The organism is Clostridium hydrogenum, assembly GCF_021432385.1.
GTDB classification, from domain to species: Bacteria; Bacillota; Clostridia; order Clostridiales; family Clostridiaceae; genus Clostridium_S; species Clostridium_S hydrogenum.
The window spans coordinates 1,551,987-1,566,390 of the sequence record NZ_JAEACT010000002.1 but is presented as its reverse complement, the minus strand read 5'-3'; the positions used below and the strand labels follow the sequence as shown (position 1 = coordinate 1,566,390).

At 29.5% G+C, this 14,404-nt stretch carries 17 protein-coding genes; 5 read left to right on the top strand and 12 right to left on the bottom strand.

Going from position 1 to position 14,404, the window contains the following annotated elements:
- Positions 1-120: 120 nt before the first annotated feature.
- The 3 genes from CUEA01_RS06995 to CUEA01_RS06985 are packed head-to-tail and all read left to right on the top strand — an operon-like array spanning position 121 to position 1,801.
- Complete coding sequence (locus tag CUEA01_RS06995; protein WP_234120612.1) at positions 121-615, top strand: hypothetical protein; 495 nt, start codon at positions 121-123, stop codon at positions 613-615.
- Between the two features lie 28 nt (positions 616-643).
- Positions 644-1,162, top strand: a complete 519-nt coding sequence (locus tag CUEA01_RS06990; protein ID WP_234120610.1) for an NUDIX hydrolase — start codon at positions 644-646, stop codon at positions 1,160-1,162.
- Between the two features lie 48 nt (positions 1,163-1,210).
- A complete protein-coding gene (locus CUEA01_RS06985; protein WP_234120608.1) occupies positions 1,211-1,801 on the top strand; it encodes a DUF1349 domain-containing protein in 591 nt (196 codons plus the stop codon).
- 319 nt (positions 1,802-2,120) lie between these two features.
- Here CUEA01_RS06985 and CUEA01_RS06980 read toward each other — a convergent pair whose 3' ends face one another.
- The 7 genes from CUEA01_RS06980 to CUEA01_RS06950 all read right to left on the bottom strand — a co-directional run bounded on the left by CUEA01_RS06980 (position 2,121) and on the right by CUEA01_RS06950 (position 7,150).
- The gene (locus CUEA01_RS06980) at positions 2,121-3,824 is read right to left on the bottom strand and encodes a SulP family inorganic anion transporter (protein ID WP_234120606.1); all 1,704 of its coding nucleotides are present in this window, start codon (positions 3,822-3,824) and stop codon (positions 2,121-2,123) included.
- A 42-nt stretch (positions 3,825-3,866) separates the two neighbouring features.
- Positions 3,867-4,430: a TetR/AcrR family transcriptional regulator gene (locus CUEA01_RS06975; protein WP_234120604.1), complete on the bottom strand. Its 564-nt coding sequence runs from the start codon at positions 4,428-4,430 to the stop codon at positions 3,867-3,869.
- A gap of 158 nt (positions 4,431-4,588) precedes the next feature.
- Positions 4,589-5,281, bottom strand: a complete 693-nt coding sequence (locus tag CUEA01_RS06970) for a M23 family metallopeptidase (protein ID WP_234120601.1) — start codon at positions 5,279-5,281, stop codon at positions 4,589-4,591.
- Between the two features lie 106 nt (positions 5,282-5,387).
- Entirely contained in the window at positions 5,388-6,011 is a 624-nt protein-coding gene (locus CUEA01_RS06965; protein WP_234120599.1) for a TetR/AcrR family transcriptional regulator, read from the bottom strand.
- Between the two features lie 203 nt (positions 6,012-6,214).
- Positions 6,215-6,583 carry an HsmA family protein gene (locus tag CUEA01_RS06960; protein ID WP_234120596.1) on the bottom strand — a complete coding sequence of 123 codons (369 nt, stop codon included), beginning with the start codon at positions 6,581-6,583 and terminating at the stop codon, positions 6,215-6,217.
- 248 nt (positions 6,584-6,831) lie between these two features.
- On the bottom strand, positions 6,832-6,975 hold the full coding sequence (locus tag CUEA01_RS06955; protein ID WP_234120593.1) for a hypothetical protein: 144 nt from the start codon (positions 6,973-6,975) through the stop codon (positions 6,832-6,834).
- 31 nt (positions 6,976-7,006) lie between these two features.
- Positions 7,007-7,150 carry a hypothetical protein gene (locus tag CUEA01_RS06950; protein ID WP_234120590.1) on the bottom strand — a complete coding sequence of 48 codons (144 nt, stop codon included), beginning with the start codon at positions 7,148-7,150 and terminating at the stop codon, positions 7,007-7,009.
- 242 nt (positions 7,151-7,392) lie between these two features.
- Between CUEA01_RS06950 and CUEA01_RS06945 the strand changes: the two genes are divergently transcribed.
- Positions 7,393-8,430, top strand: a complete 1,038-nt coding sequence (locus CUEA01_RS06945) for an alpha/beta hydrolase (RefSeq protein WP_234120588.1) — start codon at positions 7,393-7,395, stop codon at positions 8,428-8,430.
- Positions 8,431-8,607: 177 nt separating this feature from the next.
- On the opposite strand, the gene CUEA01_RS06940 is transcribed toward CUEA01_RS06945, so the two are convergent.
- Positions 8,608-9,285 (bottom strand): manganese catalase family protein, encoded by a 678-nt coding sequence (locus tag CUEA01_RS06940; RefSeq protein WP_234120578.1) that lies wholly within the window; start codon positions 9,283-9,285, stop codon positions 8,608-8,610.
- Between the two features lie 251 nt (positions 9,286-9,536).
- Between CUEA01_RS06940 and CUEA01_RS06935 the strand changes: the two genes are divergently transcribed.
- Complete coding sequence (locus CUEA01_RS06935) at positions 9,537-10,013, top strand: DUF1259 domain-containing protein (protein ID WP_234120577.1); 477 nt, start codon at positions 9,537-9,539, stop codon at positions 10,011-10,013.
- 79 nt (positions 10,014-10,092) lie between these two features.
- On the opposite strand, the gene CUEA01_RS06930 is transcribed toward CUEA01_RS06935, so the two are convergent.
- The 4 genes from CUEA01_RS06930 to CUEA01_RS06915 all read right to left on the bottom strand — a co-directional run bounded on the left by CUEA01_RS06930 (position 10,093) and on the right by CUEA01_RS06915 (position 14,388).
- A complete protein-coding gene (locus CUEA01_RS06930; RefSeq protein ID WP_234120574.1) occupies positions 10,093-11,019 on the bottom strand; it encodes a ribonuclease H family protein in 927 nt (308 codons plus the stop codon).
- Positions 11,020-11,208: 189 nt separating this feature from the next.
- Positions 11,209-12,576 (bottom strand): vWA domain-containing protein, encoded by a 1,368-nt coding sequence (locus tag CUEA01_RS06925; RefSeq protein WP_234120570.1) that lies wholly within the window; start codon positions 12,574-12,576, stop codon positions 11,209-11,211.
- Between the two features lie 13 nt (positions 12,577-12,589).
- A complete protein-coding gene (locus tag CUEA01_RS06920; RefSeq protein ID WP_234120567.1) occupies positions 12,590-13,729 on the bottom strand; it encodes an AAA family ATPase in 1,140 nt (379 codons plus the stop codon).
- Positions 13,730-13,740: 11 nt separating this feature from the next.
- The gene (locus CUEA01_RS06915; RefSeq protein WP_234120564.1) at positions 13,741-14,388 is read right to left on the bottom strand and encodes a hypothetical protein; all 648 of its coding nucleotides are present in this window, start codon (positions 14,386-14,388) and stop codon (positions 13,741-13,743) included.
- Positions 14,389-14,404: the final 16 nt, after the last annotated feature.

The following is a 14,404-nucleotide window of genomic DNA, read 5'->3' as shown; positions in this document are numbered from 1 at the left end:
CCACCAACAATGCACTTTTTTGTTGCTAAATGCCTAAAACATATTTAGAATAATATTATACTATATTATTTTAATATTATCCAAAAAATATAAATGTTATAAAAATGGAGATGATAATTGGTGAAAAAGTCTAATATTACACTGGGAATTATTCTTATTTTTGTTGGAATAATATCAATATTACACAAACTAAATTATTGGGGCATATTCTCCTTTAGAATAACTTTGGGATTAGTTCTTTTATTTATAGGTTTTATTTTTGAATTGAGTTATTTTACAGGAAGATCAGGTTCTGGCAATTTAGTTCCTGGTGGAATATGCCTTACTTTAGGATTATTTTACAGCATTAAGCCATATATTAATTTTTATCATTTTGATTTTTCATGGCAAATATTTGCGTTAGCTGTAGCAGTTGGGCTGTATCAACTATACTATTTTGGAAATAAAGATAAAGGAACTTTAATTTCTGCAGTTGTTATAACAGTGCTTTCTATAGGCTCAACTGTGCTTCGTATATTTAATGCTGCAATGCCTGTTTGGTTAAATTCAGGCTTAATGTTATCAATATTCCTTGTTGTAATAGGCATTTATATAATATATAGAAGCTTTAAATAAAAGATTAAAAGTGAAAGGAGTTCTTTTTATGTCCCAAGAAGAATTGGTTTATAATGGATGGTTAAAAGTTTATAACAAAGAGGTTAATGGTAGAATCTATGATGTACTTCAAAATTATGATGCTGTCGCTGCTTTTATAACAGATGAATTTGGAGACATTTTGATGGTAAGGCAATTTAGACCAGCAGTTATGAAAGAAACCTTAGAAATACCTGCGGGCTGCCTTGATATAAAGGGAGAATCTCCTGAAGAATGCTTGGTTAGGGAGCTAAAAGAAGAAACAAATTTAATTGTAGACAAAACTGCTTTGAGTAAAATTATATCCTATACTCCCATGCTTGGTTTTAGTAAAAGCATTTTGCATTTATACCATGTAACCGTAAAAAAATCAGATTTAAAAACAAATATAACTCATGATGAAGATGTAAAAGAAGTTTTATGGATAGATAAAAATACTTTTAAAGAATACGTAAAATCAGGTAAAATTTTTGATGGTAAAACAATACTAAGTTATTTATATGTTATGAATAAAAATATATTTGATTAAAGCTTTGCTAGCTCAACTATAGTAATTTTATAAGGGTGGTATGTAAAAATGTTTAAATTTGATATTCCAAATGCATCTTGGATATGCAAACCTCAAAACTATAGTGCTTTAAAAGATAAAATTATAATTAAAACTGAACCCAACACAGACTTATGGCAAAAAACATACTACAATTTTGAGCATGATAATATACCAGCACTTTTAACTAGTACAAGTGAGAAATATTTTTCTTTTACAATAAAAACGTCTTTTGACAGCAAAAAGCAATTTGATCAATGTGGTGTGATTATTTATCAAGATAGTAACAATTGGTTTAAAGCCTCCATCGAATATGAAAATGAAACGTATCAAAGATTAGGAAGCGTAGTAACTAATAATGGATATTCCGATTGGGCAACTACAGATATTGATGCTAAGTTTAAAACTATGTACTACAGACTAAGTAGACGTGAAAGTGACTTTTGCATCGAAAATTCAAATGATGGTATTACCTTCAAACAAATGAGAATTTTTCACTTGTTCAAAGGAAACAGTGAAATTAAATTTGGCGTATACGCTTGCAGTCCATCAGATTCTTCTTTTACAGCCACTTTCACTGATATGTCAGTAACAGAATGTCAGTGGAAGAAACATCAATAATATAATACTTAAAAAATACGAATTAAATCAATTCACAATTCACGATGCACAATGCACAATGAAGGATGATTTTATGTAGCAAAGCTACATAAAATCTAAAAACTTATTTTTTTATTGCTTTCGCAATAGCACCATTTATGGTGCTATTGCGAAGCTTATAATATTTAAGTTTAAGATTTACCTGACGCAAGGAAGGCAAATCATCCTTCATTGTGCATTGTGAACTGTGAATTGTGAATTGATTAAATTAGTTCGCAATAATTATATATTTTCAAACAACTTAATACAGTGATTTTAATAATTTTGTTTATATTTTAGGCTATATTCTTATTTTAGAATTGATAATTTCATTTGCAGTATTCACTGCATTCTCAGTATCATTGAAGAAACAACCATGTCCGATGTCAGAAACCATTCCTGCACTTCTCATCAACTTCATAGGCTGCTCATTAATTTCTGAATAAAGTATTAAAATATGTTTTTCTTTACATTTTTCCTCCATTGTCTTTAAAACATTAAATGCTGTAGCATCCATGCTTGGTACATATCTCATTTTAAAAATGATAATTTTAGGATTACTTTCAATTTCATTCATAGTATCAATAAAGGTATTAGCAATTCCAAAGAAAAGAGGTCCACTAATTTCATACAACAATATCTCAGATCCCAAGTGCTCATATAATTTATCTGTTTGCTCTAAGATAAGTTCATCACCTTCAATTTCTTCCAAATTATCTTTATAGTACTCGCTGCTGTTTTCAATTTGCGTACTTTCAGACATCCTTTTAACAAATAAAAACATTGCAATTACCATACCAATTTCTATTGCTACTACCAAATCAAATACTACAGTAAATACAAATGTAACAATTAATACTGCCACATCGCTTTTTGTTGATTTTAATAGTCCTTTAAATGAACGCCATTGACTCATATTATATGACACAACAATTAAAATAGCAGCAAGTGTAGTCATTGGAATCAATTTTGCAAATGGCATAAAAATTAACATGATAGCTAAAACTACAATAGCATGTACTATTCCTGCTATTGGTGTACGTCCACCATTTTTTATATTTGCAGCTGTTCTAGCTATGGCCCCAGTTGCTGGAATTCCACCAAAAAGTGCTGATGCAATATTGGCTACGCCTTGTCCTATAAGTTCCATATTAGAATTATGTTTTTTACCAATCATACCATCCGCAACAACTGCTGACAGCAAAGATTCAATACTTGCTAAAAAAGCAATTGTAATAGCTGGTCTTATCAATTCTTTAATTATGTATATATTTATGTGAAATTTACTAAAATCAATAAACGTAATTGAATTTGAAATATGTCCAAATCTACTTCCAATCGTATCAACAGGCAAATGAAAAAACTTAACCACTAAAGTCGCAATTATTAATGCAATTAATGAGCCTGGAATTGTTTTATTAATTTTAGGCCACAATATGATAACTAAGAGAGAACCTAACCCTACAAGCATTGTAGTAATATCAATCTTTGAAATATTAGATAAATATGCCTGCCATTTACCCAAAAAATCAGATGGAACATTTTTAATTGATATTCCAAGAAAATCTTTTAATTGAGTAGAAAATAAAGTTACTGCTATACCACTTGTAAAACCAGTTGTTATAGTATATGGAATGTATTTGATTACACTACCGAATCTCATAAATCCAAAGAATATCATAAATATTCCTGCCATAATAGTAGCAACTACTAATCCTTCGTAGCCGTACTTTTCTATTATCCCAGAAAGAATAACTACAAAAGCAGCAGTTGGTCCTCCAATTTGAACTCTACTGCCGCCTAGAAATGATATAAAAAATCCAGCAATAATTGATGTAATTAATCCCTTTTCCGGAGTTACTCCCGATGCAATACCAAGTGCAATTGACAGCGGAAGTGCAATAATTGCAACAATAATTCCTGAAGTTATATCTTTCATAATTTGATTTTTACTTAATTCAACATTCCTATGTTTAATGATTGAAAAAAGTTTTGGTTTTAACATTTAATCACTCCTAATTCTGTGGAACTAAATTAAGTTTCACATTTATAAATCCTTATCTTTAGTTATGCTGTACCAAAAATTATGCCAAATGTTATCAAAATGCTGTTTTATATCTTTAGGATGATATATTAAAACACTTGAAAGTAATCCATGTATAAGTGAAAAAAACATTAAGCTAATTTCTTCTTCTGAGGCCTTTTTTATAATACCTGCTTCAATTCCATTTGATATAAGTTTTCTAACAACATCATATCTTTCCTTAGACATTAAATGAATTCTTTCTAGCAATTCAGGATCAATAGATTCAGGTGGAAATAGCAAAAGTCTTTTCCAAAAAAGCAGTTTTGTTTGAGAATTATTGAAATAATCTAAAATTCCCAAAAAAATTCTTTTTAAATCATCATTTTCTTGATTAATTTCAAAAAAGTATTTCTCCATTTCATTTTCTATTACCTTATGTATAAGCATTTCCTTATTTTCAAAATGAGAATATATAGAAGCCTTTTTTATTCCAACAGCTTCGGCTACCTCATTTAAAGAAAAGCTACTGCCTTGCTTTGAAAACAATTCAAAGGCCGAACTCATTATCTTTCTTTTTGTTTCCAAATGTATCACCTCTTTTCATAATTACTGCCTACCTAACGGAAGGTAGGCAGTAATTATATTAATCCTTTATTTATAGTTTGTCAAATGTTACTTAGCAATGTACATGTTTTTAAAGAAAAGATTCTATGCCAGAGGTTTGATGTACGACTCTATCTATGTTAGGAACCAAACCTTATCCTATCTTTATTTGTGGGAATACCGTTAACAACTTTTTTCCACTCACCATCTTGGAATACCTCATATTGTTTAAAAGCACAAGGCAATCCGTTTGCAGTAGACATATCACAGCTATCCATAAGCTGAAAATGCAGATGTGGCATATAAGAATTTCCTGAATCACCCACTCTGGCAATAACTTCGCCTTTTTTTACACTCTGGCCAACTGAAACCTGAATAGACCCTGTTTGAAGATGAACTAGTGCAGCATATACTTGGTCGCCGCATTTCATAATGATGTAGTTGCCGGCAACTGATTGCATGTCGTCTTTCTTCGGATTGAAATAATGAGCAATTTTATAAGCGTAAGACATATCTGCAAGCAAATTTGTTCGTTCTCGTTCTTTATAACCATCCTTTGCTTGGACAACGATTCCGTCGCAAGGTGCATATACTTCTTGGCCCCAACAATAATATTCATTTAAAGGAACACCAAAAAGTAGATATTGCGGTAAACTGACATGATAGGATGGTAAACCTTTCCTTTTCCAATCCACTTGTAAAAAGTCATAAGCATATCTTGTTCCTAACTTATTTGTACCGTGGCTCGGAATTTTTGTCCCCGGAGTATTGGGAGAAAGCCATTCTCCCCTCAAAGGGAACTCTACAATTATCGGTTTATGCGCTCCAAACATCTCATCACTCCTATCCACCTGTATTTAGCTACATTATTGAAAATTATTAGTGCAAAAAGAGTAAGTGCCAGTACGATACTTGTACTCATTAGCTTTACTCCTTGCTCTACTTATAGAAGATTTTTCTAAGTTCGTCAAAGTATTCGTCAAGTATTGTAATGATATGCTTATAATCCAAATTTGAAGTTTGCGAATTTCTAATATCCTCCAATATTTGATTAGTAAAACCTATATTAGACCAAAGGATAAACTGCTTGCACTTTTCTATATCCAGACCAGTCCTAAACTTAGAAACATCAATCATATCAAATATTTTATGGTCGCATGATGAGTGCTTTATTTTAGCTCTACTCTCAAGTGCTTTGTTGACTTCATCAGAGTTTGTCACAACAGAAAGTTTGTTAAAATCAAGAATCCAAGGATATTGCTTAATCAAATCAATTTGAAGTAGATAGGATTGGTGCAATCTTTCAAAAATATCTTTTTCCGAAAAATCCATTTTCGTAAAATACTCTTTATTAAGAAGTTCGGTAAAGTAATCATACACAAACAGAAAAAGCTCCTGTTTATTATTTACATAATGAAACATTAATGCTTTAGAAATCCCTGCTTCTTTCGCAATTACATTTGTTGAAGCGTTATCAAATCCTCTTAGCACAAATTCTTTCAAGGCTGCATTCAAGATAGCATCGCGTCTTTGAAATCCTAAATCCAACAATTTTGTAGGCATCTTAAGTACCCCCTTTAAAAATATTATCTATTATTTACCTAAAAGGTCAATATTATTGTACTGCTATTTACCTAAAAGGTCAATGGACTTTTGCCATTGATTTCCGATATTTTCATGTATCATTTTTCTACACTTGCCAAAGGTTCTTTGATTTTACACTACACTTTGGTTCACATTTTTTAATATTTTAGTATAAAATAATTTTACCTTGTCATGCCAAAAATAGCACCAGATATATATGGTATCAGCCAAATAAACCATACTAAAATGCTAAACTTATGAAAATTCATCTTTGCTTTTTCATCACCTTTAATTAAAACAAAGGTTGCCCAAATTGCATGGAAAGTCATTAATATAATTGCAATTAAACCTGTTATTCCATGAAAATTAAATTGAAAACCGCCTGAAGCTATTTTACTCATTAAGGTTGTACCTGCCGTATCAAAAATCAAACCAATCCAAAATATTGCTAAATGCCACGTTTTTAATTTTCCCTGTAGCTTTTCACTCCATACTCCTATTGTATAAAAAACAAGTGCTAAAGTAATAGATGTTATTGCATAAATTAACATACAAATCCCTCCTATCTCATTAGATTTTTTTAATTTAACTAATTATAATGAATTTAAATCCATAGTTTTTTTGCATTATTTTAGCATATTATAATATATAATAGATTCTTTGTAAAGTTATTATTTACAAAGAATTATTATCTACAATATAAAAACAGCCAGAAGTTTCTGGCTGTTTTTAATAGCTCCTTGATTTTAAATTTTTTTCACTAAAGATATACCAGTTGAAGCAGCAAAATTACAATACATTACACTTTGTCTTTATAAAAATCTTCTTTGTTATAAGTCATATTTCTCTTTTTTATCTTACTTTCTGCTGCTTCTTCAAAAGCATCTTCTGCTTTAACACGTTTTGTTTCTGAATCTGTTTTTTTAGCATTTTGACCCTTCATAGTATCACTTCCAAATCATTATTTATTTTGGCTATGTGTGCATAGTTCTTGGTGAAACATCTAAATTATTGAGCTTAGGTACTGATTCCTTGGCTCTTTTATCTTTGGTCTTAGCCATTTCTTGCTCTTTAGCTTTTTGCCTATCAATTATAGTTACTTTATCTTCGCTTTTCATTTAATCGCTCCTTTCTTGCTTTATTATTTCTTTTCTTGTACATAAATATTTATCTCTACTATTAGAAATTTAAATATTTTTCAGTATACTAAAACAAAATTAGTAAAAAATATTTTATATACTTTTAGTTTTTATGAAAAAATTATTGGAGTATTTATACAATGTATATAAAGCAATGCAAAACTTAAAAATGATTTAAGCTTGAAATTATTAAAATTAATATGTACAAGGAGGAAATTAAATTGAAAAAGGTTGTAAAAAGAGCTCTAATATTTTCCTTTATAATTATGTTAACAATTTTTTTTATCATTACAACAATAATTAAATCAAATGGCACTAAGCTCGATACATATATTTTATTACGTTTACAGATAAACAGAATATTTAATCCTAATTCCATCAATAATAAATCAATAAAGAAAATCAGAGCAACTTTAAATAATGAAGAAAAAAAATGGTCTAAAAAACCTATACAATTTTCTAACATAAAAAACTTTACAGTAGTAGCCAATTCAAAAAAAATACCGGTGCGTATATATACACCTATAAATGCTATTAATACGCCAATAATTATTTATTCACATGCTGGCTTTTGGGCTGCCGGAAATCTTGATACAGAAGATAGTGTTTGTAGAAAATTATCTAAAAATTCAAATGCAATTGTTGTATCTGTAGACTATCGTCTTGCCCCTGAGAATCCATTTCCAGCCGGAGTTAATGATGTATATAATGTACTTCAATGGACCTACAAAAATGCCAAAAATATAAATGGTGATGAAAAACGTATTGCACTTGTTGGCGATAGTTCAGGTGGAAATCTATCGGCAGCTGTTTCGCTAATGTCACGTGACAAAAATGGTCCACATATAACTTGTCAGGTGTTAATTTATCCTCCTACAAATATATATAAATTAAATAGTAACTCATGGTCTTATTTCGCTAATGATATTAGTATTTCACTAAAAGACATGCAAAAATATATAGCTTTATATGTTCCTAAAAAAGAAAATAGAAAAGATCCCTATGCATCACCTCTTTTAGCTAAAGACTTTAAAAACTTACCAGATGCACTTATAATAACAGCTGAAGTTGATCCACTTAGAGATGAGGGAAAGGCCTATGCTGAAAAATTAAAAAATGCAGGGGTTAAAGTAGTCTTTATACAATACAATGGGGTTTGTCATGGATTTATTACAATGGATAAAATTACAAATAAGGCTGACGAAGCCTTAAATCAAGTTTCAGTATATTTGAAAAGGGAATTTAGCAATCACAAATAATGCAGTAGCTAACCTATAGGAGCATGTGAAAAATATAGGTATTCTTTTTTATTATCAGCTCTATAGGCTTTATGTGCGGTATAGTAAAACCTATAGAATACCTTTTTTCACATCCTCCTATATATTATCAAAAGAGCTGTGTACTAATTTCTTAGATCACAGCTCTCTTTATGAAAATTATTTTCTTGTTCCTGCAAAACTTGGTGCAGTTGTGTTAGGCTCATTAAAATATTTTCCTGGCGTTGATAAGTCAAAATATAACTTAGAATCTTCTGTAACACCAAAATCTTTATTTGATCCTGTATCTTTAACTTTATTTAAAGCTTCTCTAAATAAAGCATTATGAGCTTCTTCACGATTTAACAAGAAATCTATAGTATTCCTTACTTCCTTGTCGTTTATTTGACGATATAAGTATTCATACACAACTTTAGCTCTCTGTTCCGATGCTATATTGGAAAGTATATCTGCTACAAGATCTCCTGTAACCGTTACATAATTTCCACTCCATGGTGCTCCAGAAGAATTCACTAAAACTGGAGCCAATCCAGCAAGAACATGAGTTTCAATTTCTCCTGCTCCAACACTTTCATGATTTACATTGTGACCATTTAGTAAATTAATAGTTTCAACAACTATTTCCATATGACTAAGTTCTTCAGTTCCTATATCCAGAAATAAATCTTTTATTGCTTGATCTTTTACTCTAAAGCTTTGCGATAAATATTGAAGTGCTGCCTTTAATTCACCATTTCCACCTCCTAATTGTTCTTGCATAAGAACTGCATATTGTGGATTTGGCCTCTCAACCTTCACTTGCAAATTATTTAAAAATTGCTTTTCATGTTTAAACAAACTAAAGCACCTCCCAAAGAATTATTCTCTTTAGTGTTTGTAATACTTATATATTTATACTTAATTAAAAATTAAGCTTATTTTAAATATAGATAAACCAGTTCAACTACTAAAATCAATTTGCATCATAATGTCCAGAAGATGGCATTTTGATAAAAATTAATTTTAAAGTTTCAAGTGGTTTATCTTTAGTAACATTATTTCATCATATTTCATAAAATATAAGTGGTTATATTCATTTGGAGGTTAATATGTATATACGTAATAATTATAGCTGCTGTCCATATATGATGGATTTTTTAAGAGAAAACAGTACTGAAGTCCAGGCAAACTTGGACCCTAGAATTAGTATCTGTGAACAATTTGCAAATATTCTTCAAGGTAAAATAACAGAATCTAAGCCAGGTTCATGTTCTGTAGAAAAAGATAGAAGTAATTTAAGGGTAACTATTTCAGGAATACCAGTAAAATCAGTTCTTAAAGGTGAATTTTCTTTTCAAGGTTTAAATGCATCAGGGAGAGCTTTAAATTTAGGCGAAACAGTTGTACTTGAAGATGAACTTAATAGGTTTTTAACTATTCTTAAAAGAAATGGAATTGAAATTTCAGCTGTACACAATCATTGGATATATGATAATCCTAGAATATTATATGTTCATTTTCAGTCAATAGAAAATCCTTTAAGCTTTGCAAGAAAAGTAGCAGAAGCTTTTAAAGTTCTTAAATAAAAATGTCAAATAACTTTACTTAGTATACAAATCTTAAAATGGATGAAAATTTAGTTTTCATCCATTTTTTGTATTAAAATCAACACTTATTTAAACCATAGCCTAATAAATAAATTATAAATTCATCTTTCTCATCAATGCTTAAACCTTCAACTAAATTTATGGCCTCTGCAGAATTGGTTTTATATGTATTTATAATATCAGCATATTTAGAAGAGGCTATTTTATTTACTTCTTTAGAGCTATTTGTGCTTACAACTTCGATATTCTCGCCACTTGTAGGTGCAACTTTAAGTATTTCTTCTTTAACACTTTCATTTAATACTTTAAGCTTATTTACTGAAAGCCATCGTGCTACTACTTTATCTGAAGCAAGTTTCACTTTTTCTTTGCATTTTTCATCTACAAGTTCATTAAAAAAGTCTCCTGTGTGACTATCTACTTTCACGAAAATAACCTCAATGCCCTTTTTCATAAGCTCATTCATTTTATTATAATAATTTATTGAAGATTCTTCTCTTCTTTCCCAAAAACCAGTAGCATGATGGCTTATACCTTCATAATCATGAAAAATGACTACTCTTTTTTCTCCATTTTCTAAAGCATATTGTGTAGCCTTTACTGCTGCTTCTAGTTCACCAGCAATTTGTCTTATGTTTTTTTCACTTTTATCTTTTCCAGAATTACTTTCAATGTATTCAACAACATTATTTTTAACTGCAACAAAGCCATAGGCATACTTTTCAGATTCAACATTATAACTGCCATCTACATAAATATGCAAGCAGTCCTTTGGATAGTTTTCTTCAGACTTTTTAAGCATTTTACTTCCTTCACTTAGATAAGCTTCGGCACTATCCCTGCTTTCAAAACTTTTATACTGTGCGCCTTTTACTCCTTTTACGTACTTTAAGCATTCAGCCCAGGTATTAACAATTTTGTCCTTTATCTTAGTATTATTTTGAAAATCAAAACCTTCTTTTATAGCATAAACTTTTTTACCCATATAACTTTTCTCCTTATAAAATAGTTAGGCATATTAAAAAAAATAATAGGTCCAAATTGAGAGATAGTTTTGTGTAATGCAAGGAACTGTAACACGTTAATACTGGTTGTCTTAACGTGCTACAGTGACGAAGTATTACGCAAAAATAGCCAAACGTTGGACTTGTTATTTTCTTTAAGATGCCTAAGCTTATTTTGCCCATTCATTGTTTGCCCATTCCCCTCTATTAAATAATACTTCTTTGTATATATCAAATTTTTCAGCTTCATAATTTTTTAGTTTTTTTACAAGTCCATAGCTTTTATTCAAGGATAAATCACCTTTTTGCCCTGTAAGTACCCATAAAATTCTCTTATTTTGTGGTTTGCAGGTTAAATCCTTTTCCCCCATTCCATCTGTAAAATATACTAGTAAATGGTCTCTCATATTGTGCTTGTTAATATATTCAAAAACTGGTGAAAAACTGGTTCCACCTTTAGTATCAATTTTCTTTTTTAAATCTTTTTTGCTATGAACTTTGTAAACTCGCCTAACAACATTATCACATTCTATTATGGTTAACTCATAATCATTTTTTGACATTATATTAATTATTTCTACAATTGCTGTATCAAATTCACCATCCGACATACTTCCACTGACATCTATTGCAACGGCAATTTGAATAATGTGATTTGACAGTTGCCCTCTTAAATCAAGCCTATCTTGCTGTCTTCTATTTCTCCTTGTAATAGTTTTTCTATACTTATGCGGAAGAGTTCCAACTATTCTTCTTAAATAATCCTGCCAAGATATTTCTGCCTTTTTATTAAGATTTTTAATAAACTCTTCTATTTTAGCGGGCAGCTTACCTTTTGCAGAATTTCTAACCATCTTAGTTGTCACTTCATCAATTTGCTCCATATCATATTTGCCTAATGATTCGCTCCAAATTTCATGCGAATGAGACGCATCAAACTTTTTATAAACTTGCCCGGAATTATTATTTTCTACCTTTTCGCCTTTTTCATTTATTCTATTATTTATACTTTTTTGAAGTTTTTCTGCATAATATTCAAGAGTCTTATCATATTTTAAATCTACATTATAAGCTAATCTTACATTTTCTATTGTTAAAGAAAATGGTGGGAGATTATTTATATATTGATTTATTGAAATATCCATGGCAGTATTTACGGCTGTAGTACTATATTTTTTTTCTAGGATGCTAGATTGCTTAATATGATTGTACATTATATGATATATTTCATGTTTAATTAGAGCCTGCATTTCATTCAAATTACACTGCAAAAAAATATATGGATTAAAATAAATAATAAAATACGAAAGCGAGGCTTTAGTTTCACATGCAGACGCAATATCTAATCTAATCTCCCTCTTTAGTTGTATTAAAAAAAGTGCAAAAAAGTTATCTTCTCCATTCATCATAGAAAATGTAACTTTTTCTATAAGCTTAAAGAAATCTTTTCTAAAGTCCTTATCTTCTTGAACCTCAGTACCAAGCTTCAAAGTTCTTTCATATAAATCTTTTATAGTAATATCTATTTCGCTATTCAATAAAATCAATCCTTTATTCTTCTATATACATGGAGAAAAAATCTTCAATAAAATCATCATCATTTAAAAAATCATTATACAAATTTTCATCAAAATCACTTTTTATGCTCTGCATTATACCCATTTTCAAGTCATTTGGATAACAGTTTAAAAACTTTGAAAAAATATTTACTTCTTTCTTTCTTTGAGTTAAATTGCTTAAATAGAACAAAGCATTTCTGGCAGTTAAATAGAGCCTTGAATGGCTTTCATTTTTTAGTCTATTCTCCAATTCTTCTGTTATATAGTCATTCTTAAATATTTCTTCTGGTTTTATTATAGGGTTTTTATTTTCTTCAATATAATTTAAAAAATCTTGTGAAATAGCAGCTCCAACATTTCCCTTTACAACATTATATAATATATTCAAAGATATATTTTCTTTTTCCTTTAAAAACTCCCTATATATATCCGAAACTCTAACCCAACTTCTAGGGGTAGCTTTAATTGATTCTTTGGAATTTGGCGTATGCAGGTATTCTGGAAAGCTAGCTATAAAATTTATTATATCTTCGTGAATTCTTGTTTGACCATTCACCCTTTCCATTCCCCACTTAATCCAGTTGTTCACATCAGATTCCATGTAAATCCATACAAATCTATCTTCTTGTGCTGGGTCCATATCTGAAACTTGATATTCAGTATCTTCAAATTCATCATATTTATTTGAAGGATTCATAGCAGCTATAACTGTAACATTATCCTGAAGCTTATATCCATTAATTTCTCTATTAAGTATTACATTCATTATTTCCTGCTGTACGCTATGTTCACACCTATTTATTTCATCAATAAATAAAAGTATTTTTTGATTTGGATTTTCTGTGAGTACCCTGTCTATTTCCACAAATTTAAAATATGCTGCATATACCGTAGCGATTTTTTCAATCTTTTTTCCATTGTCATTAACCGTATATTTTTCAACAGATGGTAGTCCACCTATTTCTCCTTCTTTTAATAGGTTTCCATCTATATTAACACAATAATAATTTTCTTTTTCTGCAAATAAATTAACTAAAGCAGTTTTTCCTATACCACTTTCACCAACAAGAAGAGGTACTGAATTGCTTTTTATAACTAATTTAATACTGTTCATCGCATCTGTAAAATTCATTTTTCTGCTCCTTACATTGACAATTTGAAATCAATTAAATACATTTTTGCTTTTTTACTTCCATATTCATGTATTAATTTTATCTTATTTAAATTTAAAGAATTCAACTTTAAAAAATCTATTATAAAATCCTTATTTACATTTTCATATCCTACTTTTTTAATAATTATATCTCTTATATTTTCATATTGTACATATTTAGCTGAATTAATATTTTCTGATATAAAAATCTCCTTTTTCTCTTCTGTTACATTATTTAAATATAATATTGCTTCAGCATTTTGCTTTACTGCAAGTTTTTCAACTTCTATGCTTGGACTATCTATGTATTTTATTGCTTTCCAATTTAATTTAACAGCTTCTATCATAACTTTTTCAGTTGGATTTTTAATATACTGCATTGCATCCCAATCTGAATTTATCGCAAGTAATTGCTGTTCTTCATTTGGATTTTTAACATATTGAATTGCCCACCCTTTTGAGGCTAAAGCTTTTTTTATAACTTCTTTTGAAGGCTTTTTTATAAGTTTCAATGTATTCCATGCATTTTCAACACAATATAAACACATCTCTTCATCAGGTTCATTTACTTCCCCAATAAACCAAGGGTCTTTTTTTATTTTATCCCATGTATCATTATTTGAATAACTTTCGCTCATAGTTAATTGCTCCTTG